The 22,547-nt window shown below is 43.3% G+C and carries 23 protein-coding genes; 16 read left to right on the top strand and 7 right to left on the bottom strand.

What is annotated here, in order from left to right; translation table 11 throughout:
• Positions 1-84: 84 nt before the first annotated feature.
• Positions 85-1,629, bottom strand: coding sequence for an aldehyde dehydrogenase family protein (locus ACO05V_RS06325; protein WP_421848612.1), 1,545 nt, complete (start codon positions 1,627-1,629; stop codon positions 85-87).
• Between the two features lie 193 nt (positions 1,630-1,822).
• On the opposite strand from ACO05V_RS06325, the gene ACO05V_RS06320 reads away from it, so the two are divergent.
• From ACO05V_RS06320 to ACO05V_RS06310, 3 genes are all read left to right on the top strand, one after another.
• Positions 1,823-2,692, top strand: coding sequence for a LysR family transcriptional regulator (locus tag ACO05V_RS06320; protein WP_421848610.1), 870 nt, complete (start codon positions 1,823-1,825; stop codon positions 2,690-2,692).
• Positions 2,693-2,790: 98 nt separating this feature from the next.
• Positions 2,791-3,594: a DUF1338 domain-containing protein gene (locus ACO05V_RS06315; protein ID WP_421848608.1), complete on the top strand. Its 804-nt coding sequence runs from the start codon at positions 2,791-2,793 to the stop codon at positions 3,592-3,594.
• Positions 3,595-3,900: 306 nt separating this feature from the next.
• Positions 3,901-5,637, top strand: coding sequence for a CocE/NonD family hydrolase (locus ACO05V_RS06310; RefSeq protein WP_421848606.1), 1,737 nt, complete (start codon positions 3,901-3,903; stop codon positions 5,635-5,637).
• 79 nt (positions 5,638-5,716) lie between these two features.
• Here the strand turns inward: ACO05V_RS06310 and ACO05V_RS06305 are convergent, their stop codons facing one another.
• From ACO05V_RS06305 to ACO05V_RS06295, 3 genes are all read right to left on the bottom strand, one after another.
• On the bottom strand, positions 5,717-6,685 hold the full coding sequence (locus ACO05V_RS06305; RefSeq protein WP_421848604.1) for a helix-turn-helix domain-containing protein: 969 nt from the start codon (positions 6,683-6,685) through the stop codon (positions 5,717-5,719).
• 50 nt (positions 6,686-6,735) lie between these two features.
• A complete protein-coding gene (locus ACO05V_RS06300) occupies positions 6,736-7,665 on the bottom strand; it encodes a PDR/VanB family oxidoreductase (RefSeq protein WP_421848602.1) in 930 nt (309 codons plus the stop codon).
• Between the two features lie 105 nt (positions 7,666-7,770).
• A complete protein-coding gene (locus ACO05V_RS06295) occupies positions 7,771-8,799 on the bottom strand; it encodes a Rieske 2Fe-2S domain-containing protein (RefSeq protein WP_421848600.1) in 1,029 nt (342 codons plus the stop codon).
• Between the two features lie 112 nt (positions 8,800-8,911).
• Here ACO05V_RS06295 and ACO05V_RS06290 point away from each other — a divergent pair, with 112 nt between their 5' ends.
• The 9 genes from ACO05V_RS06290 to ACO05V_RS06250 all read left to right on the top strand — a co-directional run bounded on the left by ACO05V_RS06290 (position 8,912) and on the right by ACO05V_RS06250 (position 14,810).
• Positions 8,912-9,385 (top strand): MarR family winged helix-turn-helix transcriptional regulator, encoded by a 474-nt coding sequence (locus ACO05V_RS06290; RefSeq protein WP_421848598.1) that lies wholly within the window; start codon positions 8,912-8,914, stop codon positions 9,383-9,385.
• 102 nt (positions 9,386-9,487) lie between these two features.
• Complete coding sequence (locus ACO05V_RS06285) at positions 9,488-9,922, top strand: rhodanese-like domain-containing protein (RefSeq protein WP_421848596.1); 435 nt, start codon at positions 9,488-9,490, stop codon at positions 9,920-9,922.
• A gap of 11 nt (positions 9,923-9,933) precedes the next feature.
• Complete coding sequence (gene grxC / locus ACO05V_RS06280) at positions 9,934-10,185, top strand: glutaredoxin 3 (RefSeq protein WP_421848594.1); 252 nt, start codon at positions 9,934-9,936, stop codon at positions 10,183-10,185.
• A gap of 82 nt (positions 10,186-10,267) precedes the next feature.
• Positions 10,268-10,747 (top strand): protein-export chaperone SecB, encoded by a 480-nt coding sequence (secB, locus tag ACO05V_RS06275; RefSeq protein WP_421848592.1) that lies wholly within the window; start codon positions 10,268-10,270, stop codon positions 10,745-10,747.
• Between the two features lie 120 nt (positions 10,748-10,867).
• The gene (locus tag ACO05V_RS06270) at positions 10,868-10,990 is read left to right on the top strand and encodes a hypothetical protein (RefSeq protein ID WP_421848590.1); all 123 of its coding nucleotides are present in this window, start codon (positions 10,868-10,870) and stop codon (positions 10,988-10,990) included.
• Between the two features lies 1 nt (position 10,991).
• Entirely contained in the window at positions 10,992-12,659 is a 1,668-nt protein-coding gene (locus ACO05V_RS06265; RefSeq protein WP_421848588.1) for a hypothetical protein, read from the top strand.
• A 52-nt stretch (positions 12,660-12,711) separates the two neighbouring features.
• The gene (locus tag ACO05V_RS06260; protein WP_421848586.1) at positions 12,712-13,338 is read left to right on the top strand and encodes a penicillin-binding protein activator LpoB; all 627 of its coding nucleotides are present in this window, start codon (positions 12,712-12,714) and stop codon (positions 13,336-13,338) included.
• A 2-nt stretch (positions 13,339-13,340) separates the two neighbouring features.
• Positions 13,341-14,369 carry an LPP20 family lipoprotein gene (locus ACO05V_RS06255; protein WP_421848584.1) on the top strand — a complete coding sequence of 343 codons (1,029 nt, stop codon included), beginning with the start codon at positions 13,341-13,343 and terminating at the stop codon, positions 14,367-14,369.
• Positions 14,370-14,477: 108 nt separating this feature from the next.
• The gene (locus tag ACO05V_RS06250; RefSeq protein ID WP_421848582.1) at positions 14,478-14,810 is read left to right on the top strand and encodes a PBPRA1643 family SWIM/SEC-C metal-binding motif protein; all 333 of its coding nucleotides are present in this window, start codon (positions 14,478-14,480) and stop codon (positions 14,808-14,810) included.
• A gap of 94 nt (positions 14,811-14,904) precedes the next feature.
• Here the strand turns inward: ACO05V_RS06250 and pobA are convergent, their stop codons facing one another.
• Positions 14,905-16,107 carry a 4-hydroxybenzoate 3-monooxygenase gene (gene pobA / locus ACO05V_RS06245; RefSeq protein ID WP_421848580.1) on the bottom strand — a complete coding sequence of 401 codons (1,203 nt, stop codon included), beginning with the start codon at positions 16,105-16,107 and terminating at the stop codon, positions 14,905-14,907.
• Positions 16,108-16,667: 560 nt separating this feature from the next.
• Between pobA and ACO05V_RS06240 the strand changes: the two genes are divergently transcribed.
• From ACO05V_RS06240 to ACO05V_RS06225, 4 genes are all read left to right on the top strand, one after another.
• On the top strand, positions 16,668-17,558 hold the full coding sequence (locus tag ACO05V_RS06240; RefSeq protein WP_421848578.1) for a helix-turn-helix domain-containing protein: 891 nt from the start codon (positions 16,668-16,670) through the stop codon (positions 17,556-17,558).
• A gap of 155 nt (positions 17,559-17,713) precedes the next feature.
• Positions 17,714-17,902, top strand: coding sequence for an RSP_7527 family protein (locus tag ACO05V_RS06235; protein WP_421848576.1), 189 nt, complete (start codon positions 17,714-17,716; stop codon positions 17,900-17,902).
• A gap of 294 nt (positions 17,903-18,196) precedes the next feature.
• Entirely contained in the window at positions 18,197-19,969 is a 1,773-nt protein-coding gene (locus ACO05V_RS06230) for a GGDEF domain-containing protein (RefSeq protein WP_421848574.1), read from the top strand.
• A gap of 142 nt (positions 19,970-20,111) precedes the next feature.
• Positions 20,112-20,915 carry a UDP-2,3-diacylglucosamine diphosphatase gene (locus ACO05V_RS06225; protein ID WP_421848572.1) on the top strand — a complete coding sequence of 268 codons (804 nt, stop codon included), beginning with the start codon at positions 20,112-20,114 and terminating at the stop codon, positions 20,913-20,915.
• A gap of 23 nt (positions 20,916-20,938) precedes the next feature.
• Here the strand turns inward: ACO05V_RS06225 and ACO05V_RS06220 are convergent, their stop codons facing one another.
• Positions 20,939-21,835: a hypothetical protein gene (locus ACO05V_RS06220; RefSeq protein ID WP_421848570.1), complete on the bottom strand. Its 897-nt coding sequence runs from the start codon at positions 21,833-21,835 to the stop codon at positions 20,939-20,941.
• 53 nt (positions 21,836-21,888) lie between these two features.
• The gene (locus tag ACO05V_RS06215) at positions 21,889-22,479 is read right to left on the bottom strand and encodes a hypothetical protein (protein ID WP_421848568.1); all 591 of its coding nucleotides are present in this window, start codon (positions 22,477-22,479) and stop codon (positions 21,889-21,891) included.
• Between the last annotated feature and the right edge of the window lie 68 nt (positions 22,480-22,547).

Here is a 22,547-nt window from a genome sequence, read left to right as displayed (position 1 = left end):
TCATCGGGACATTGGTCAAAACGTAAAAACGTAAATAGGCGAGAGAATCTCGCCTATTACTTTACAAAATAAAGATATTAGGAATTATTCGAAAACAATCCCCTGTGCTAACGGCAAATCACCACCGTAGTTCACCGTATTTGTAGTACGACGCATGTAGTTTCTCCACGCATCGGAACCAGACTCACGACCGCCACCCGTTTCTTTCTCACCACCAAACGCGCCGCCAATCTCAGCACCAGACGTACCGATATTCACGTTAGCAATACCGCAATCAGAACCTGCTGGTGCCATAAACAATTCTGCTTCACGCATGCTTTCTGTGAAAACCGCAGAAGACAAACCTTGCGGCACTTCGTTTTGAATATCAATCGCTTCTTCAAACGTTTTGTAAGTCAAAACATACATGATAGGCGCAAATGTTTCTTCATGAACAATCGGCGCATCGTGTGCAATACGAACAATCGCAGGACGAACGTAGAAACCACCCGTTGGAACGCCTTCAGTAACACGTTCGCCACCGCAAACAATTTCGCCACCTTGTTTTTTCGCGGTTTCTAGGGCCGCTTGCATGCGGTTAAAGCTGCCTTCGTCAATTAGTGGACCAACCAAATTACCTTCAACGATTGGACTACCAACACGAAGCGAACCGTAAGATTTCGCCAAACGCTCAACCAAGCCATCAACAATAGATTCATGGGTAATCAAACGACGCAATGTTGTACAACGCTGACCCGCCGTACCCGCCGCCGAGAAAACAATCGCACGAAGAGCAAGATCTAAATCCGCCGTATCAGAGACAATCATCGCGTTATTACCGCCAAGCTCCAACAAAGAACGACCTAAACGACCCGCGACGGTTTTCGCCACAGCACGACCCATTAGAGTAGAACCGGTTGCAGAAACCAGCGGGAATGTTTCGCTCGCTGCAATCGCTTCACCCAAATCACGATCACCGATCATCACAGACACAGACGCTTTAGGGATATCAGGCATATCGGCAATGACGTTTTGCGCGATTTGGTACATAGCCAAGGCACACAACGGCGCTTTTTCAGAAGGTTTTAGTAGGATTGGATCACCACAAACAAGACCTAGCATGGCATTCCAAGCCCAAACCGCCATCGGGAAGTTAAACGCTGTAATAACCGCAACAGGACCGAGTGGATGCCATTGCTCCATCATGCGGTGACCAGGACGTTCAGACACGATAGACAAACCGTGTAACATACGAGATTGGCCAACCGCGAAATCACACACATCGATCCATTCTTGCACTTCACCCAAGGCTTCAGGAACAATTTTGCCAGCTTCCAAAGAAATCACTTGTGCCAATTCATTTTTGTACTTACGCGCTTCTTCACCAATACGACGAACCAACTCACCGCGACGTGGCGCAGGAAGAGTACGCAATACTTTGAATGCGTCTTTTAGTTCTGCATTTACTTTATCAAGTTGTGCTGGCGTCGCATTATTAAAGGTAGACAGCGCCGCGCCATCAATTGGGCTGTGAGCGGAAAACGTACTGCCTTCACCCAAAGCAAGCGTATTGCCAGTTAATACGCTGTAAAAGGTATCGCCCTGTTTCAGGGTATTTACGCCCAATGTTTCTAAGCAAGTAAGTGACATAGGAACCTCTAAATTTTATGTAATAAGTGGTACGGGAATGCCTTCACCTTAACCAGCCTAGACCAGAATGAGAAATACCGTTTTCCTGCCAGTGGTCTAGTTTTTCCCTATAGCTAGATAATGTCTCTATAGGTATATTAGAAAGGAGTCAAAAATCACGCTTCACAAGATCCAACTTTAAAAGAGCATACAGATGGATATTCGATCATTACGTTACTTTATTGCCGTTTACGAAGAACGCAGCTTAAGCGCTGCCGCTAAACGCTGCTTTGTGGCACAACCGTCAATATCGACGACTGTCGCGCAATTAGAAGATGATCTAGGCACAAAACTCTTTGTGCGTCATTCAAAAGGCGTGTCGGCCACCGACAGTGGCTCGCAACTTTATCCACATGCCTGCAAAATGGTAAGCGACCTAAGCGCCATGCGCAGCTTATTTACCGACACGCCAACGCCACTTGCGCTTTCTATATCTTTGACACCTTTTTTATCTGGCTCGCTAATCAGCCAAGTGATCAAAACCATGCTCGATGAAGTTCACGGGCTTACTTTAAAGCTAGTCGATGAATCAGAAAGCGCTGACCTGCGTTTTACCTGCCAGCGTTACACCACGGAAGAAGATGTATTTTATCCACTTTGGGAAGATGACTATGTGATCGCCATGCCATTGGACCATTGGCTAGCGGATTTTCCTTCGCTCTCTATTAAGCAAATAGACAAGCAACCCTTTATTTCTCGTACGCCATGTGACATTTTGGAATCTTGGAACTACTTGATGCAAAAACAAGAACTCACGACAGATGTTCGCGCTCAAGTAAAAACAGAAGAGTACGCGTTGGATTTAGTGGCTGCAGGATTGGGTATTTCACTTATTCCAGAACATTCTTCACGAGGACGCAACGATCTGTGCTTACGCCCTTTAAACGATGTGAAATTAAAACGCGTGGTTGGTTTGGCTCACAAGAAAACCCGCAGTTTTCCGGCTCATTTGATCAATACCATCCTGACTGCTAAGCAGCAATTATTAATTAACAAAAATCCGACTGAAATACGGCTCGCATAATTTTTATGCATAACAACGTGCGTTTTTAGCTTTTGCTTTAAGGCTGATCACTGCACTAAAGTACCTTACATCGACCTAACACTATTGCAGGAAACCTTATGACACCAAATGATTTTTTCGCATCCTTGTGGGATCACTACACAGACATCACACCACAGGCTAAACGCATCCAAGAACTGTTTAAAAGCCATGGTGAAAACGTTCTTAATGATCACGTCGCTTTCCGGACCTTTAACAATTCCCCTATTTCATTAGAAAAATTGGAACCGCAACTGGAAGCAATTGGGTACAAAGCCTACGGCGCGTTTCGTTTTGAAAGCAAACATCTAAAAGCCCGTTGTTACAAACACCAAACGGATGCTGATTCTCCAAAGGTGTTTTTATCGGAACTGTTAGTGGAAGAGCTACCAGCAAAATGCCAAGACATTATCGGCAAGTTTATCGCACAAATTCCTGCGGATGCCGTGCAAACACCGGCTATTTTTTGGGCTGGAAAATTATGGGGAACACCAACAGAAGCCGAATATCTTGCCCTTGCTGAGCACAGTGAATACGCCGCTTGGTTATCAACCATGGGATTACAGGCTAACCACTTTACTGTCAGCATCAACCACTTGACCAAATTCCCGACGATTGAAGAAGTGAACACCTTGCTGCAAAACGAAGGTTACGCGCTAAACCAAGTTGGTGGTTTAGTAAAAGGTTCGCCTCAGTCTTTCTTGGAGCAGTCTTCCACCATGGCAGACAAAGTCGACTATACCTTTGCTGATGGCAAACAAAAAACCATCCCAAGCTGCTTTTATGAATTTGCTCGTCGCCACACCATGCCAGACGGTGTGTTATTCGATAGTTTCATCGAAGGTAACGCTGATAAGATCTTTGATTCCACCAGCGCAAAATAACCACCAACTCATTTATCAAACACCTTCACCCCAAACGAGCCCTAAGTGGCTCGTTTGTTGTTTGTATCTAATAAGCACAGAGGAAAGATCCTACTACCACAGATTGGCACCAAATCAGTGCACAAAGAACTTATCAATACTCAAAAGTCACGCCGTTTTTTGATACCCAAACCAAACAGATAACACCATGCTAACGATACGCTTTAGCGGAAACCTATAATAAACACGACTGTTGAAGCACTTATGGCAAATGTCTTCGCCATATAAAGTAACAACCATTATCGAGAGCATGGTGGAACAATAAATATGAAAAAAAATAAAACAACCAACGTGAGAGTTATTGCTGAATTTGATCAGGAGATGGAAACATCAGATGGTGTGATACTTCGCGCCAATATTTTTCGTCCAGATGGCGAAGGCCCCTTTCCAGTATTAATGACGCGTTTGCCATACGGAAAGGACGGATTTTATGAAACAGGCTTTCATCAAGGCGCCATTGACCCAATCCGTGCCGCCAAGCAAGGCTATATAGTCGTCGTACAAGATGTCCGCGGAACTCATGCCTCTGATGGCGATTTTGCGCCATTTCGTAACGAATACAAAGATGGCGCTGCGGCTGCAAAATGGGCAGCCTCTCTTCCAGGGTCATCGGGAAAAGTAGGCTTGTATGGCCTCTCTTACTTTGGTTTTACTCAACTAGCCGCTGCCTTCGGGCCGACACCAGAAATCCATGCCATCGCACCGCGTATGCGCTGTGCAGATTCGACCAACGGTTTATCGCTACGCCAAGGCGCACTGGAGTTAGGCAGTCACGGATTCTGGTACACCATGATGAGTTTTGCCGAAGCAGGCCGCCATCATCAGGGTGAAAAGTTACTAAACACGATCAAACAACTCGCCAGCGATATGGACTCTCTTTCCAAAGAAGGTTACATCCAACGCCCTATCAACCGTTTTGCTTCAATCAACCGTGAAGGCGTTAGAGGTTTAATGACCGAAACCTTCTTTGCCGCCACAAGAGAACCCGCTAATCCAAATTCTGTTGAATTAGAAGCACTCAATATCACAAATCGTCTGGATCACATCACAGCTCCCGCTTTTCACATCGCAGGCTGGTATGACATTTTCCAACAACAAACACTGAACGACTATATTGGCATGACTAAGCGTGGCGTTCCTTGTCAGTTAATGATTGGCCCCGGTCCTCATGGGGCAGTGACAGGCAGTAAAGTCGGCGAACGCTTCTTCGGTATGCACGCTGGTGATCTTTCTATCAATATTTTCGATACAACTTATGACATGCAAATTCGTTGGTTTGATCGCTGGCTAAAAGGGGACGAAAGCAAGGCAGAAGAAAAGCCAGTGAAGGTATTCATTATGGGGGAAGATCGCTGGCAAACCTTTGACCAATGGCCCGTTCCTGCTACATCAACCTCCTGGTATTTACAGGCTGATGGCGGATTAAATACCTCGATCCATTCAACCCCGGCGACAAGCACCTATGTCTATGATCCAGATAATCCGGTCCCGCTTTTAGGCGGTAACACCATGCAGGATCTTGGTCATCCGCCGGGGCCTTTTGATCAGCGTCCGGTAGAAGCGAGAGACGATGTGCTTGTCTTTACCAGTCAGCCATTAACAGAAGACCTTACGGTCATTGGTCGTATCAGTGCCTCTATTTGGGCCACCAGCGATGTTGTGGATACCGACTTTGTCGTGCGTTTATGCGATGTCTCGCCCGATGGCACCTCGTGGAATATTGTCGATGGAATTGTGCGAGCTCAATATCGTGATGGTTATGACAACCCTAGTCTTATTGAGCCGGGGAAAGCTTATCGCTACGACATCGACCTTTGGTCTACCGCCAATACATTCAAAAAAGGCAACCGTATTCGGGTACATGTCACCTCAAGTAGCTTCCCACATTGGGATGCCAACCCAAATACAGGAGCCCCGTTTAGCTCAGTAGATGTCAACATCGCTAATCAAACGATTCACCACGGCTCAGATATGGCATCCAGCATCACCTTACCTATTGTTTAAGCTCAAAGCCCGAATGGCAGTGATGCCATTCGGGCTTTTTATAAATATGACGGATTAAGTAAAAATAAAAATGGCGCCATCACCAAGACATTGATTTTAGACAAGGTGGATTACGCTGTGTTTTTGAAGGGAGTTCACCAAATTGTTCTTTGTAATATTGCGAAAAGACGCCCAAATGCCAGAAGCCCCAACGAAAAGCGATTTCAGTAACAGAAGAATGCGGCTCAAGAAGAATATCTTTTCTGACACCATGTAAACGTAATTGGCGCAAATAGGTACTTGGATTAACACCTAAAAGCTTCATAAACACATCATAAAGTCCGCGACGACTCATCCCTAGATGCTCACATAAGCCCGCAACAGTAGGATTCGATGTTGGATGTTCCAAAGCAAAGAGACGAGCTCTATCAATAATGTTTCGCTGAACTTTATAGTCATGGGGGCGAGAGCCAACCTTTGAATTTGAGCCTTTTAACGCTTGTAGTGCTGTAACAACCAAGTCTTCGGGCAACTGTTCTATCGAGTAGTTTGCTTCCATTGATTTAGGACTTCTTATTGCCGAACACAAAGAATTCAATAAAAGAGACGCAAACATTGACACTTGCTCAGAAGCGCATCGAATAACAGGATTATCATTTGTTAAACTTTGAGCACTCACGCCATATAAATCAAAGCTCAAACTATCCAAAAAACTTGAATCTACCGTCACGCCAATTAAATCTGACTGCCCAGCCGCATTAAATCTTGACTCATCACCAGCTGGCAGAAAAAACAACGAACTTTCCGTTAACTCTCTGTTTTGAAAAGACGATGTACTTTTATGAAGCTTCACTCCAATTAGCGTCACATCCTCATTAGCGGCGGCTTTTTGCTCAATAGATTGATTCATCCATTCACGAAAAACCTGAACATTTCCAACCGACCTTCGAAGAACCCCACCTTTAAAAGCACCACACGACAACTGCGTATAATCTTGCTTCCAATCTGAAAATATATTCGATTGTAAAAATGGATCTGTTGATTCTACACACTCCACAAAATTAGACATTTTTTTGCCCTCAAAAGACATTTAAAGACACTCTGATGGATAGCTTTACATCAAAGATCCAAAACAAGCTTGTCTGTTTTGGATCTTGAGCAGCAAAGAAGCATCACGCCAGAGGCTTTTTCATCATCGGACAAGATCCCATCTTGATGATCCACTTCCCCTTCCAGAACCGTCACTTCACATTCTCCACAAATACCACTACAACAATTATGGTTAGGGCTCATACCAGCCGACAATAATGTCTCCAAAATAGATTGATCCGCCGGAACAACGAATGTCTGAGCGCTTTGTCTTAACTCGACAACAAACGCTCCAGCACCGACTTGAACTTGTGGCGCTGCAAAACGCTCGATATGCACAAACTCAGATGGACGATCACGGCATACCTCGATAAAAGCATCCAGCATAGAGGCTGGCCCACAACAATATAAGTGGGTTGTAGACGAATAAGCTTGTATGTCTTGTGCCAGATCGGGACGACCATCCACATCGTTACAACAAATTTTGCCACCAAGGTCCTCGACTTCTTTTAAGAAAGGCGCGTCTTTTCGAGAGCGAACATAATAACTAAGACTCCATTCCCGCTCAGTGGTCGATAGAACGTGCGCCATCATTAAAATAGGCGTGATGCCAATGCCACCTGCGATTAAATGCACTGGGCCATTTTCAACAAGAGGGAAAGCATTTCTCGGTGACGAAATAGTCACCATGCTTCCTGGGCGCCATGTGTTATGAATCGCCAAGGATCCGCCTCGGCTGTTTGGGTCCAGACGAACACCTAAAACATATTGTTGGTTGCTGCTGCCTGCTGTCAGTGAATATTGTCGTGTGGGAGCGTCGGCTTGAATAACGTCAATATGTGCTCCAGCATCGGCCTCGGGCAACTCACCTTCTAGTGGCACAAGAACAATACTGATAACGCCTTCACACTCCCAGTGCAGCGATTGCACTCGAACTTGATACTTGTCTTTTTTCATCATAGATCGCCTTTTATTATCTGTAAGAAGAACCGTGTTTGGAGCTTGCCCACTTTTTTTATTCAAAAATAGTCATCCAAAAAAGTGGGCTTTGATCTGTCTTTAATCTCATTCTTCTTTCATAAGACGATCCATCAACCTTCTCATAATCGAAGGTCCTTGATCTTGTGGTAAGAATTGCTTCTTAATCGAAGGATCCGTTAAATGCCAAATTTTCTGCTGAGCTTCGATAATTTGACGGTCTTCTTCAAAGGTTTTCATCACCACGTCCATGCGAGCTTCGATTTCTTTGGTCACGTCTTTCGCTGGGAAAATTAGCCCTGTCGCATAATGATATGCCGTTTTTGTAGCCGATATAGGCGTTACAGCCTGTTGTTCGATGTTTTCGAAGATGGGTTTAATGTCTTTGCTAGGCGCTTTGTAATCGCATTTTTTTGCTGTGCCGGCGGGGAATCGAGCGCCGTATAAAATAAAAATGCCCGGTACAACAAACTCGTAGGTCGACCAAGTATCCACTTTGACACTCGCATCGCTCGGCATCTGCGCGTTTTCAAACCAGCGCTCAAACCTTACCGCTCTACTTTGTGGCGCCACAACAGGCAAGGTTTCTGCCCAATACGCACCTGTTGCTGGGCGCAATGTTTTTTCATGGACAAAATCAACGTGTGACAAATCGCATAAATTGTCATGCACTAACTGGTAATGGGCATCATATTCAATGCTGTTGTAACGCATCGCTTTATTAGGATCATTGACTCCCCATGCATCCGGGATAAAAGCTTCATCGGCCAATTTAGGGTCGCCCATCCAGACCCAAATCCAGTCATTCTTTTCTATTACAGGAAACATACGAATAGAGCATTTAGGTGGCTTATCCACCATGGGGACATCCACACACTCGCCGTTTTTATTAAATGCCATGCCATGGTACATACAACGAATGTTGTCACCTTCGACTCTCCCAAAAGACAATGGGGCATGACGATGAGGACAGCGGTCTTCCGCCGCCATCAATCGCCCTTGTGGATTTCTCCAAACCACAACGGGCATCTCAATAATAACGCGGCCAACAAGCTTTTCATTTTCTTTAAGCTCATCGCTCCAGCCAAAGACATACCAAGAGTTTTTTAAAAACATAACCTTCTCCAATTTTAATTATTATAGGAAGCGCTTCATGTACAATTGAGCAGAATTACACTTAGTGTATGGCTAACATACACCTAGAATAAAAACATTCCAAGAGGCATTTATGAAAAAAGAAAAGAACCAATTAGTCGCGCAGGTAGCTGATGTTCATTTGATAGATAAGTTCTCTGACAGGCCAGGGGTTTGGTTAAGCGTCACCGGATCAGCTTACTATCAACTATACAGCCAAGCACTCAGTGATATTGGCCTCAAGCCATCTTGGGTTACGGCTCTCGCCTTAATTGAACAGTTTGCCGGCATTACCCAAAGTGAACTTGGACGCAAATTGAAGATCAACCGAGCCTCTGCAATGGCATTAGCAACAGCCATGAATGACTCAGATTTAATCACCAGAACCAAACTGGCAAAACTCAATCAAACGGCCTTGAACCTAAGTGAAACAGGACTTAACAAGCTAACCCAAGCTTGCGACATTGAAACCAATATAAGTAATCAAATCCTAGAAAATATCGACAAAATGGAGAGGGAAAAGTTTGTCACACTGTTAAAAGAGCTGTACAGATTAATGACAAAATAAACTAAATCCTTTTTTTAAAATTTATCTCATCATATCTTTGTCACCTAGCGCTTGTAGTATGTACCGATTCGGCTGTCCGTGTATAATGCTGGCAGTTTAAATATGAGCCTTACGATTATGATGAACCAACTTATTGAATTTTCTATCAACCACTGGGAAATGGTCGCTGTCTTTTTCGCGATTCTTGCCACACTACTTTTTGTTGAAAGCCAAGGCGGGGCAAAAGGGCTTTCACCTTCTGCTGCGACTAACCTAATGAACAGCGAAGACGCAGTTGTCGTCGATATTCGTCCAGAGAAAGAATTCAGCACAGGCCACATCACCGGCGCGCTAAATATTCCTGCGACTAAGATGAAAGACAACATGAATCGCCTTGAGAAACATAAAGACGCCCCAATCATCATAGTTTGCAAATCTGGTGTAACGTCTGGTGCAAGCGCGAAAGACCTGAAAAAAGCGGGTTTTGGCAAAGTTTACAAACTTCAAGGTGGCATTGCAGAATGGCAATCATCTAACCTGCCACTGGTTAAAGGATAAGAGAAAAAATTATGGCTACCGTCACTATCTATTCGAGCGATTACTGTCCATTTTGCGTTAGAGCAAAGCAATTGTTAACGGCAAAAAATGTTGCCTTTAATGAAATCCGTGTGGACGGAGAACGTGAATTACGACAAGAAATGATGGAGAAAAGTGGCCGCCACACCGTTCCACAGATTTGGATTGGTGAACTGCATGTTGGTGGGTGCGATGATCTTTATGCCCTTGAACGCGAACAAAAATTGGACGCTTTACTTGCATAAAAGTAAGTTGCCCAATAACTGCACGGTATAAATGAGCGACGTACTCATCGCTTTATCTAAATTATTAAAAAAAGGAACTAAGATGTCCGATATAGCTGAAACACCAGAAACACAAACAGAAGAAGCACAGACGCCACAACTTTCCATGCAGCGCGTGTTTTTAAAAGACATTTCTTTTGAATCTCCTCGTTCGCCAATGATTTTCCAAGAAGAATGGAAACCAGAAGTGGGCTTAGAGCTAAACACTAAGAGCCGTCAAGTTGGCGAAAGCGTTTATGAAGTTGTATTGGAAATTACCGTTACTGTAAAAAATGGCACAGAAACTGGCTATTTAGTTCAAGTTCAACAAGGCGGTCTATTTGTTATTTCTGGTCTTGACGATCAGCAATTGCACCACGCTTTGGGTGCTTTCTGCCCTGCTACCTTGTTCCCATACGCTCGTGAAAACATCGATGCGATTGTGGTAAAAGGCAGTTTCCCAGCGATCATGCTTGCACCAATCAATTTTGATGCGCTTTATATGGAAAGCCTACAAAAGCAGCAAGCTGAAACAACTCAGTAAAAAACACCGAGTAATAAAAACGATTAAGAGTTATAAAAAAGGAGGCTACGCGCTTCCTTTTTTATTGCATAATAGCTGGGTTAGCGCCTCTTAATATCGCCAGTCAATATGGAAGCTGTGATGAAGAAGAAAAAGAAACCTTGTCCGAATTGCCTTAAAGCCCGCTGGTTAATCCTTTACCTCGGTTGCTTTGCTCTTTTTGCCCTGCTGTTTGCCAATCAGTTTCTAGATAAAGGAATGTAACGTGAAGTGGCTATTAGTTTGGATGAGCGTGTGTTTTTTAGCTGGCTGTGCAACATATCAACAAGATATCAATGAAGGCCTAAGCTTAGCAAAAAAAGGGGAATGGCAAGACGCTGAAGGCAAGCTTGAAGGTGTATTAAACAACTCTCAAGACCAACTACTCTATTATATGGAAATCGGTGCTCTCGCCCAAAACCAAGGGAACTTTGAGCGCAGTAACGAATTGCTAGAACAGGCTGAAAAATTAAGTGATACATTTTTCGCTGAAAACTTCTCCAATCGTTCTTGGGCTTTATTAAGCAATCCGAGACAAAGCGACTATCGCGGCAGCGGTATGGAACGCGTTTACATCAGTTATCTAAAATCTCTGAACTACCTCGCTCTTGCTGAGCAAGAAAAGAATATTTCGAAAAAGCGTCAACTGAGTGACGCCGCTTTAGTTGAAGTACGCCGGATAGACATTAAACTCAACGAAATCCGCGCGCAAAATCCTAGTTATCAAGATCTAGACGCCAAAGAAAACCAAGCCTTTTATATGAAAGCATTAAGTTGGCTAGGGGATTTCTATACTGGCGGCCGCGACACAGACAAATTCCTTTATCGTGATGACGCCTGGGCTCGCTATATGGCAGGCCTACAGTACGAGATCGATGGCGAATTCGATGATGCCCGTATCAGTTATGAAAAAGCCGCCAATTTGTATGAAGACGGTTATGCGAAACAATATGCTTTACCAAGCACTACTGCGGAACGCGCTTGGTTAGATGCTATACGCATGATGCAAAAAGGCGGTTTTAGCCAGAGTGAAATAGATCAAAAAATTACAGCAAAGCTGTCTGCCGATATGCAAAAAACGCTCAAACAATATCATAAAGGCGATGCCGAGCTGGTCGTCCTAGAGCACCAAGGTTTTATCCCTGATAAAAGCGAAATGACCTTATTATTGTATGCAGATCCGCGCGCTTACTCTTTGGTATTAGAACCACTTCATAGCGGTGGAACGATGGATGCTAATGATTCATTCCGTTGGTTTACCATGGTTTATGCCGACATCAATCCGCTTAACCTAATCGCCAACTACAAAGCTGGCGGCGCCTGGGGGACTTTTTCTGGCATCTTCACTAAACGTGTGATTCTCGGACGACCTGTTTGGCAGCAACTTAGCTCTACCAAGGTAGACAAATTACTCACCGAACAAACGATCCGCGTTACGGTGCCTTATTATGGCCGTTTCACATTGGATCAACATCAGCCAACCTTGCAGGCAAACACATCAGCGATAGCGCCTTTTAATAACAGCATTCGCATGACCTCTCTCGCTGACATTGCCTTTCAAGAGCAACTTGCACAAGCACAAAGAGACATCTATGAAGGCTTAGTAAGAGAACTATTACGCAGCTGGTTAGCGTATCAGGTGGCATCAAATGTAGAAGATAAAAACGCCGCGCTGCTTTTAAACCTGATTGGGCAAGTCGCAGTATTTGCGTCATCTGCTGCAGACACTCGTAATTGGCTTACCTTGCCAGCGCAAGTGAGGCTTACTCGTGAACCTTTACCTCCAGGAGAATACACGCCAGATTACAAGGTTAATGGCAAAGCGTTCTCTCTTGGTAAGGTCAATCTGGACGCCAATAAAATTAAACTTTGGAATCTACGCAACCCCTATTAAATTGATTACACTAACGGCTTGGCATCAGGCTAATCGGACTAAGGAAAATATTATGCGCATTGATACAGTGAAACAGTCTCATTTGATATCCCGTTCATGGAAAGGTCTTTTCGCCCTATTCATGGCTGTCTTATTAACAGCGTGTTCTGGTAGCGTTAAACGCCTCGACACGAATGAAGAGGTCGCATTGTCCGATCGTTGGAATGATACTGACTCTCGCCTTGTCGCAGAAGAAATGATGGGCGACATGCTGACCTTCCCATGGTTCCGTGATTACAATTTCAGTAACAAAGGCAATCCTACGGTTATTGTTCAGACCATCCGTAATAAAACCTCTGAACATATTCCGGTTGATACCTTCATTAACGACATCAAACGCAGCTTATTACGTGCCGGTAAAGTCGACTTTGTAGTGTCTGGCGCTGAACGAGACGAAGTTCGTAACGAACGTGAAGAGCAAGAATTGAATGCAGCACCCGATACGGTTGCTAAATTTGGCCTAGAGCAAGGCGCTGGTTTTGCCCTATCTGGCTCTATTAACTCTATCGTCGATTCTAACGGTGATCAGCGCGTAAGCTTCTACCAAGTTGACCTTAAATTGATTGATATGACGACTAACCGCGAAGTGTGGAACGGTCAGAAGAAAATCAAAAAATTGGCTGACAAAGGCTTCTTCTAACCATGAAACTCTCTGCTTTGCCAGCACCACTTAACTGGATAATGATGACAAGCCTTGTACTCAGCCTAACTGGCTGTCTTGGTTTGAATAACAAATCCAGTGATACACAAGAGCCAATACCAGATTGGGTATTGGCTCCACCGCAAGCCAGTTCACACTTGTATGGTGTCGGTAGCGCAGCGCGTATTGAAAACATTGCCTTAGCGTTCACTCAAGCAGAACAAAACGGCAATGCTCAAATCGCACAACAGCTTCGAACTCAAGTAAGTCAGGTCAATACGCAAGACACTCAAGTACGATCTGGGCAAGGCAAAGAGCAAGTTTCAAAAACACAAACCGCTTACACACAAGTCACAACCTCGCCCATTGAACTTGAACAAGCCATCAATGAGCAACGTTTCGCAGGCACAAACTACGTCTATGCGCTGCAATCAATTGATCGCAGCCGCATTACCGCCAAACTAAAGATCGCTATTAGCGACACTGACGACATGATCCGCAAACAAGCGGCTTTATTGACGAAAACTGAAGACAAATATCCTGCACCGCAAGACTGGCAAACTTATATGCAGCTTATTCCGTATTTTGCCCAACGCAAATCTTACGAAGATGAGCTCAATTTGTATTCAACAGCAAGCACAGCTGTTGGCAAAGCCGACTCTGAGATTCAAGACATAGAACAACGCCTTAATCTAGCGCTGAGCAGTTATGGCTTTGATGTGTCATCAACCGAACAAGCCGATACGCTTGCAAGTGCTTTATCACGTTTTGGCCTCACCCCAAAAGCTGGCTCTCTGTTCAAGCTGAACAGCCGAACAATCCAACACCATGAAGAGCAAGATGGACGTTTTTATGTATTTGAAGACGGTACATTAGAACTTATAGACCCGACAGGTTCTCGCCTTGCATCTTGGACTGTGAGTGCCAGAGGCATTGCCAAGAATCTTAACACGGCGCAAGAACAAGCCTCAAAAAATTGGTCAAACCAAGCCGTTGAAGCCATGTTTACTTGGCTTACACGTTTGGATTAAGACGTTTAAGAGACATGAAAGATTCGCGCTAAGCATTCTAAATTCTGTTAAACTGCGCTGCATTGAGCCACTCGCCGTGAGTGGTTTTACACTTCATTAGGAACACCAGTGTCAAAATTCTTTTATCGTGGTAGACCCGATATCATGGGTAAGCATAACCTAGGCAATTATCAGCCTAAGCCTAAAGTGAAATCTGGTAGCGAGGAAAACCCGCTGATTTTGCAAGTGCAAAGTACAGAGCGTGAGCGTGAAATAAACACCATATTGATGGCTAACGATTTATTTGCAAACATTAGCATCGACAGTGAGATGCCTGAGGATATTACGCCTCTCGACGTCCTACTCAATAAGCCGGTTACTCAAATTGTTGAAAAAACTCCACAACGTAACGACCCATGTTCGTGTGGCAGTAATAAGAAATACAAAAAGTGTTGCGGCTAAACAAGCCAAGCAAGCACTTTTAAAACAAAAAAATAGCGGCCGTAATGAATATTACAGTGCCGCTATTTTTTTGCTACAAAACAGCTTTTATCACTTAAACCAGATCTTCATAAGGCAAACCAACATACTGCATCGCAATAATACGACGCCCTTCTTCATTATCCGTGTAAAAACTCAATTCAGAACTCATGAATTTGTCATGAGTCGCTGTGTCATTATCATGTTCATCGCCCTGACTAAAGTCATGTAACATGCTGGTCATCCACCATGAAAAACGTTCCCCGTGCCAAACACGGCGCAAACAAATATCGGAATACTGCGAGATGCATTCTTTGTCGCCTTCTTTATAAACACGCGTCATCACTTTATACAAAGTCGCCACATCAGACGCTGCTAGGTTCAAACCCTTCGCGCCGGTTGGCGGTACAATATGAGCCGCATCACCGACTAGGAACAAGTTACCGTATTGCATCGGCTCGCAGACAAACGAACGCAATGGCGCAATACTCTTTTCAATACTTGGCCCAGTCACTAATTTCGCAGCGACATCGTCTGGCAGACGGCGTTTTAATTCTGTCCAAAAATCATCATCGCTCCAGTCTTCTACCTTGTCAGTCAGAGGAACCTGAAGGTAATAACGTGAGCGAGTCGCAGAACGCATGCTGGTCATAGCAAAACCACGGTCAGTTTTACAATAAATTAATTCGTCGTTAACTGGAGGTGTATCAGACAAAACACCCAACCAGCCAAACGGATAGACTCGTTCGAATTCTTTACGGGAAGACTCTGGAATAGTTTGACGTGACACACCATGAAAGCCATCACAGCCAGCGATATAATCGCAATCTAATCTGTGTTGCTCACCATTCTGCTCGAAGGTGACATAAGGGGAATCGGTTTTCACATCATGCAAAACCACATTGCTAGATTCGTAGTAAGTCGTTAAACCCGCATCTGCGCGAGCTTCCATCAAATCACGGGTCACTTCTGTTTGACCATACACCATCACGGTACTGCCGCCAGTGAGCTTTTCTAATTCAATCTGCACACGCTTGTTGTTAAACGCTAACTCAACACCGTGATGCACTTGGCCTTCACGATCCATGCGCTCACCAACGCCGGCTTCACGCAGCAAATCCGTCATACCTTGTTCAAGTACGCCTGCACGAATTCGACCTAGAATATATTCCCCAGAGACCCGTTCGATAATGACATTATCAATACCCTGCTTTGCTAAAAGTTGGCCCAGTAATAGACCCGATGGACCTGCGCCAATAATCGCTACTTGTGTTTTCATCTTTCTCTCCGATTTATTGTTATTTTCTCGACGTTGATTCTGCGATCAACGTGCTGGGAAGGTACGAATAAGTCTACTAAGCCTCAGTCTTTCAGAGAAATCGCCAAATAAGGCGCGTCTCTGAAGGAATGTAGATACCTTTCAAAGAGTCGCAACGACATGTGGCGTTTTCTCTGAAAGACCCATAGGGCATACTCTAAAAGCCTGTATTCTTTGTTGAGCACCTCGATAATAGAACCACTATTTACATTCGGTACTCGCCTCGAATAACAGGCTTTTATCCACATGCTGAGGCAAGAGGACTTGTTCGTACCTTCCCTCGTGACAACATAATGGAAGATAAAGAGACAATACGTTAGGTAATTTATGATCAAAAAATTGTACTTTTTGATCATTCATGATTTTTAAGATTAACTGTTTAAATACGATTTAAAATGACTTTATGGCTTTTTTCACTTATAAAAACCTATAAACATAGGTTTATTTGTATATTTTAGTCTTATAAGAAGAAACAGCCAAAAAAGTACATTTATGTAACTTATAAAAATAAGAAGAGCGACATGCAAAAAACTAACATCCCTCATTTTGGACTTTATGGCGAATCCAGCTGGATCAATGACCCAGAGTTTTTCCATATTGAAGACATAGAATCTCGCAGTGGCGACTTAGGCTGGAAAATCAATCCGCATCGGCACGCTCAGCTTTTTCAGATTCTGATTTTAAAATCAGGTGAAGCAAAAGTTCAGCTAGACGCGCAGCAACAAAAGTTACAAGGCGCGTGGGCGATTATTGTCCCTGCTGGCGTCGTGCATGGCTTTCGCTTTGCACCGGATACCGACGGGCGAGTCATCAGTATTGCCGAGCCTTTGCTTGAAGATGCCTACCAAGAAAAAGGCGCCAAGTTTATCCAGCCATTACTTAGTCAGGCTTGTTACATCGACTTTAATGGCCATCGCAATATGTTTTCGGAACTTTGGCCGTTAATCCAACAACTCGAAAGCGAGTCCTCATTTATACGTGAAGGCCGAGCCTTAATGAGCGAATACCTCATCAAAGCTATTTTGCTGCTGCTTCATCGCCAACACATTAACGGCGAGAGTAATGTCACCAACAAAACAGAAAACAGTCATGCACATCAACTCAAAGAACTGATCGAGAAACACTATCGAGAACACTGGAGCAGCCATCAATACGCCGATGCGTTGGGTACATCCCCCAGCCGTTTGAACCGGCTCAGTAAAACCACCTTTAACCAAAGCGTGCTCGACTTGATTCATGATCGCGTTTTATTAGAAGCAAAGCGCAGCCTTATCTATACCGTGCGTTCAGTAGAGGAAATTAGCTATGACCTAGGCTTTAAAGATCCGGGGTATTTTTCACGTTTTTTCAAACGCTCCACCGGCATTCCGCCTGGGAAGTTTAGAGTTCTCAGTAATCAGCCCTCAATATGAGATTTTGGACTATTACTACGCTCTTAAAATCAGGTAAAAAACATAAGATGAATTTATCTAACCTATTAGCTGAAAATTGATCGTTTGCTGAATGATTGGTCAAAACCTAAAATAACAAGGGTCAGATATGACTTAACTTTTTTAGGAGAATAACCATGAAAAACGATCTTAAATATGATGCTTTCGGTAACCTTGATGCTGATTACTATGTAGAAAAAGCCTACGAATTACGTCGCCAATACTACGCTCAGTTGACTGCAAAAGCTGTTGCTGGTGTAAAAGCATTCTTTGTAAAATTATCAGCGAATCGCACAGTAAAAACGTCAGCTCAACCACAGCACTAATATTTTCAGTACAATACTTTACGTCACCTATATTTGATCTGTTTATCTCCGTTGTTGCCAAAATACCAACAGCCGTCATAAAAGCAAATACAGCCAAGACGCTAAAGAACCCAATGTTCCCGATGATCGAAAGGCAAGAATAAGAAATCGATCCGGTAACGGGTTTTCTCCCTTTGCTACAACCTCTCTTCCTTAATTGAACAACATCAACTTAGCCACCGTCATGAAAGCGTCATATATGTGACATAAAATATCTATCTACATTCTTTTTAACATAGATGTATTTGAAACATAATGAGCCAATCCTCCAATAAAGCTCTGCTTGAAAAAATCCTAGTAAATGGGCTAATTACACCTTATTTCCAGCCTATCTATGATTTAAGCAATGGTGAAATCTATGGTCACGAAGCACTTTCTCGCGGCCCTATGAATTCCACGCTTTTTTCCCCAGACCCACTTTTTACATTAGCTCAAGAAGAAGGCAAACTTCACAAACTAGAACTACTTTGCCGTGAAAAAGCGCTATCAAAATTCGCCAAACTTGATCTAAAAGGCCGTCTATTTTTAAACGTAAGCGCCTCTTTATTGGCCTCACCAGATCATCAGTCCGGCATGACGTTAGCGATTTTACAAGACCTAGGATTAAACCAAAAAGACATCGTTATCGAACTTTCCGAACAACATCCTTACGACCACAATGGCTTACCTCGTTACAGTGTCGACCATTATCGTGAAATGGGCTTTCAGGTTGCCATTGATGATCTAGGCGTCGGCTATTCAGGCTTACAACTTTGGTCTGAATTACAGCCAGATATTGTTAAAATCGATAAACATTTCATCAAAGGAATCGACAAAGACGAAATCAAGCGAGAATTTGTCCGCTCTATTCTAACCATTGCACAACGTCTAAACTGCTTACTAATCGCTGAAGGTATCGAAACTCAGCAAGAGCTAGACCAACTGATTGAAATTGGCGTCACACTAGGACAAGGCTATTTTCTTGGCCGCCCAACAGAACATCCGGCTTTTTCGACCAACACTTACTTGGCAAAACAAGCAAAACGACGCTCGCAATTTCAAGTTGATCATTCTGAAACCGTTCAAACACTGTGTCGTCCTACACCCAGTTTGCAAGAAAACAGTTTATTAGAAGACGCATCTCAATGCTTTAAGAAACAACCTGACCTAGTCGCTATTCCTGTTCTAAACAGCGATCATGAACCTGTCGGAGTAGTGCGCCGCCATCAGCTTCACGAGCTTTTTTCGACGCCTTATGGACGCGCTTTATACGAACACAAACCCGTGACTAACTTACTCACCAGTGATGTACTGATCGTTGAAAGTAATGTCAGTTTATCCAGCGTTTCCACCTTGATGACCAATCAAGAAGCCGACACGCTAAACAACGAAATCATTGTGGTTAGAGAAGGTAAGTTTATCGGCACAGGTCATCTTCGAGATCTACTAAAACGCATCACCGAATTAAAAATCCAAAACGCCACTTACTCTAATCCGCTGACGTTGTTACCCGGCAACGTGCCAATCCACAGAGAGGTCAGCCGCCGTTTATTAGCCAACGAAGAATTTTATGTAGCCTATTTCGACCTAAATGACTTTAAGCCCTTTAATGATTTCTTCGGCTATTCAATCGGCGATGAAGTTATCCAACTGGTCGGCTCCTTAATCAAAGAACAAGTGAACCCTGAAAATAATTTTATCGGCCATATCGGTGGCGATGATTTTGTGGTGATTTTTGGAGATCAAAATTGGCGTCAGCAATGTGAAAAAAACCTAGAAGTATTCTCACAGCAAGTTCGAAAATTTTACCCTGAAGAAACCTTACAAGAAGGTGGCGTATGGACGAAAAACCGTCACGGCGACACCATGTTCCACCCTATTCTCAGCCTCGCTATTGGCGTGGTTCACCCTAACCCAAGGCAGTGCACCAACCATCACCAAGTAGCAGAACTCGCGGCGCAAGCCAAAAAATCAGCTAAGCAACAAGGCGGAAATCATATTTATCTGCAACCTTATTTAGCCACCCATGCAGCAGACACAACGTGCTAAAAGAGACTTTTTCGCGAAGCCAAATCTAGGCCTTTTCACGACGTCACGAAGCAAAGTTGATTGTGATCTAACTGTCATAAAGTCCTCACAAGTTTGTCACATAAGCACCTTATCTTTGAGATAGACCTTAGAGGAGGCGCTTATGCAGACCACATTTCGATCCGTATTTATTTCCGACGTTCATCTAGGCACCAAGGCCTGCCAAGCGCTGCACTTATTGGATTTTTTGCAAAGCATCAAAACCGATACCTTGTATTTAGTCGGAGACATTATCGACATACAAGAAATGCGTCATCGCGCCTATTTCGTCGATGCTCATCATCAAGTGGTCGAACGCATTCTCGCTATGGCAAAATCTGGTACTAAGGTCATTTATATTCCAGGCAATCACGATGCATTTTTTCGCCAATTTACTGGCCAGACGCTTTCTGGGATTGAAATAAAACTCAACGCTCGCCACAAAACAGCCAACGGCCGCACCTTCCATGTCAGTCACGGTGATGAATTCGATCAAATGGTGAAAATCAGCCCACTCATGCTTGCCATTGGCGACAAAGCCCACGGACTCATGTTGTCACTGAATCAATGGATCAACGGCGTCAGACGCCTTGTTGGCTTGCCCTACTGGTCATTGGCAGGCTACTTAAAAAGCCACATCAGCAAGGCAAAAGAGTTTATCGAACGCTTTGAAACCGCCGCATTAAAATCCGCCAAGAATCAAAAAGTTGATGGCTACATTTGCGGCCACATTCACTTTGCTTCTTTCCGAATCAAAGACGATATTCTTTATTGTAACGATGGCGATTGGGTTGAACACTGCACGGCATTAACAGAATCTCCCGCAGGGGAAATGAGCCTAATACATTGGTCGGAAAACCCAAGAGTTTTAGCGACCGAACCAAAAGAAGAAGATTGGGGATTATCGCCGATTCCTTCTAGGAGTTAGTGGTGAAGGGTTACTAAAGGGGTTTAGTAGTGTATTGGAAGCCTTTCTTGAAGAGCTAGCTTATCAAGACCTATAAGCTCTTTCTTTGTAAGAATATAAACCACGTCTTTACCTTTCCGACCTTCGTGTCCTTCTCTAAGCCGATTGATTAAACCTTGATATTTTTCTGCATTGTAGGCTTCTGAATCTATAACAATGAGCAGGAGCGTATTAGGCAATCTGCTTGTGACTTGAGAATATACACTCTTTGCATAAATATTCTTCAGATATACTTCGCGAAGCCAGCCAAAGTTAAATCCTTTTCTTATATATTTAATCTCAATAATGTAGTCTTTGGTAAACATATTTTTACCACGAAGCAAAATATCCAATTCAATATTTGCGACCATTTTGTTGTGGCTAACATCGAATTTATGCATATATGCTTCTGATAACTTAGAATAAACAAGCTCTTCAACTTCGGAGTATTCCACCCTAAATGAATTTGCAATGTTTGAATCAAATTTTCCAGCTTCAATAACCTGAAGGCTCGCAAACTCTGACATTTCTTTTTCTTCGATTTCATCTTTTGTTGCATCACGAAGCGATTGCTTTTTTATTTGCACATCTAGACTTGTTTGCTCATCAAGATGAAGTTGGTTTTTACGCCATTTTTTCAAACCAAAGAAAATAAATATCAGTCCAATTATAGAACCGATAGAAGAAAACCACGGAATAAAACCTACAATGAACGAAACAGCATATTGCCTTTTGATCACTACTAATTTGGCAACCTCTGAGAGAGAGTTTATCTCAGATTCCGGTCGAAATAGATCAAACTGCTCCTTTAAAAATAGCCAAGGCGCCAGAATAGAGAGCGTTATTAATACCACACCTAAAGAGACAATAAATCTATATAAATCTCCAAATTCAAACTTCATTCTCGTCCCTTCTGATGCATAAATTCCAGTTTTAACCACTTTTTATAAGTAAGCTAAACCACACTCTTTTTAAAGATTCTTTCTACTTCATCACGGATAGGACGATAAAAGAATCTCTTATCAAGTAATATAAGTACTTCATTAGTTGGATCAATTAATTTAAACACTTTTCCAGTTGGTTCATCAGCAATTGCATGGTGAGCAATCATAGGGGAAGGAAAGAACAACCCCGCATCATTAGATATTAGATACGTATCCAGCTTTTCATCAAAATGCTCCCAAGCATTTCGTATGTCTCTATTTGCTATAGGAGAGTCATCGGTAACACCAAAGATTTTTTTTAATTTAAGCCCTCGACTTTGCCTCATAGCTAATTGCTCAGGAATTTCTTTCTTCTTTCCCATCGAAGTTGGCCAAAAGTATCGTGATAATGCCGCTGAATGACCGATAGCTTCCTGAACTGCACTAATAAGTTCATAAGCTTCATCACTATCTATCATGGAATCATATCGTGCAAAAGCATTTAAACAGCGCTCCGCAGAATAATGAATAGATTGCTCATAAAACACTAAATGCATTGGTTGAATACCATCGCAAGTTTCATGCGTAATTTTCGCTCTGCACTCTAACTCTTCATTTTCCATATGTGCTCAAATCCTCATTTACTTATACAATGCGATCAAAGAACCTAAACTATTATGCTGTCAACACC

The sequence above is a fragment of the Marinomonas sp. genome, assembly GCF_965225885.1.
Classification (GTDB): domain Bacteria; phylum Pseudomonadota; class Gammaproteobacteria; order Pseudomonadales; family Marinomonadaceae; genus Marinomonas.
The sequence above is the reverse complement of the archived record's forward strand: the minus strand, read 5'-3'. Positions and strand labels throughout refer to the sequence as shown.

Bases quoted from the DNA above. Each gene is read 5' to 3' on its own strand.
- ACO05V_RS06220 (WP_421848570.1), bottom strand. From the start codon at position 21,835: ATGAAGTTTGAATTTGGAGATTTATATAGATTTATTGTCTCTTTAGGT.
- ACO05V_RS06325 (WP_421848612.1), bottom strand. From the start codon at position 1,629: ATGTCACTTACTTGCTTAGAAACATTGGGCGTAAATACCCTGAAACAG.
- ACO05V_RS06260 (WP_421848586.1), top strand. From the start codon at position 12,712: ATGCGCATTGATACAGTGAAACAGTCTCATTTGATATCCCGTTCATGG.
- ACO05V_RS06290 (WP_421848598.1), top strand. From the start codon at position 8,912: ATGAAAAAAGAAAAGAACCAATTAGTCGCGCAGGTAGCTGATGTTCAT.
- ACO05V_RS06295 (WP_421848600.1), bottom strand. From the start codon at position 8,799: ATGTTTTTAAAAAACTCTTGGTATGTCTTTGGCTGGAGCGATGAGCTT.
- ACO05V_RS06230 (WP_421848574.1), top strand. From the start codon at position 18,197: ATGAGCCAATCCTCCAATAAAGCTCTGCTTGAAAAAATCCTAGTAAAT.
- ACO05V_RS06305 (WP_421848604.1), bottom strand. From the start codon at position 6,685: ATGTCTAATTTTGTGGAGTGTGTAGAATCAACAGATCCATTTTTACAA.
- ACO05V_RS06310 (WP_421848606.1), top strand. From the start codon at position 3,901: ATGAAAAAAAATAAAACAACCAACGTGAGAGTTATTGCTGAATTTGAT.
- ACO05V_RS06320 (WP_421848610.1), top strand. From the start codon at position 1,823: ATGGATATTCGATCATTACGTTACTTTATTGCCGTTTACGAAGAACGC.
- grxC (WP_421848594.1), top strand. From the start codon at position 9,934: ATGGCTACCGTCACTATCTATTCGAGCGATTACTGTCCATTTTGCGTT.
- ACO05V_RS06240 (WP_421848578.1), top strand. From the start codon at position 16,668: ATGCAAAAAACTAACATCCCTCATTTTGGACTTTATGGCGAATCCAGC.
- ACO05V_RS06215 (WP_421848568.1), bottom strand. From the start codon at position 22,479: ATGGAAAATGAAGAGTTAGAGTGCAGAGCGAAAATTACGCATGAAACT.
- secB (WP_421848592.1), top strand. From the start codon at position 10,268: ATGTCCGATATAGCTGAAACACCAGAAACACAAACAGAAGAAGCACAG.
- ACO05V_RS06285 (WP_421848596.1), top strand. From the start codon at position 9,488: ATGAGCCTTACGATTATGATGAACCAACTTATTGAATTTTCTATCAAC.
- ACO05V_RS06300 (WP_421848602.1), bottom strand. From the start codon at position 7,665: ATGATGAAAAAAGACAAGTATCAAGTTCGAGTGCAATCGCTGCACTGG.
- ACO05V_RS06235 (WP_421848576.1), top strand. From the start codon at position 17,714: ATGAAAAACGATCTTAAATATGATGCTTTCGGTAACCTTGATGCTGAT.
- ACO05V_RS06270 (WP_421848590.1), top strand. From the start codon at position 10,868: ATGAAGAAGAAAAAGAAACCTTGTCCGAATTGCCTTAAAGCCCGCTGG.
- ACO05V_RS06315 (WP_421848608.1), top strand. From the start codon at position 2,791: ATGACACCAAATGATTTTTTCGCATCCTTGTGGGATCACTACACAGAC.
- ACO05V_RS06225 (WP_421848572.1), top strand. From the start codon at position 20,112: ATGCAGACCACATTTCGATCCGTATTTATTTCCGACGTTCATCTAGGC.
- ACO05V_RS06255 (WP_421848584.1), top strand. From the start codon at position 13,341: ATGAAACTCTCTGCTTTGCCAGCACCACTTAACTGGATAATGATGACA.
- pobA (WP_421848580.1), bottom strand. From the start codon at position 16,107: ATGAAAACACAAGTAGCGATTATTGGCGCAGGTCCATCGGGTCTATTA.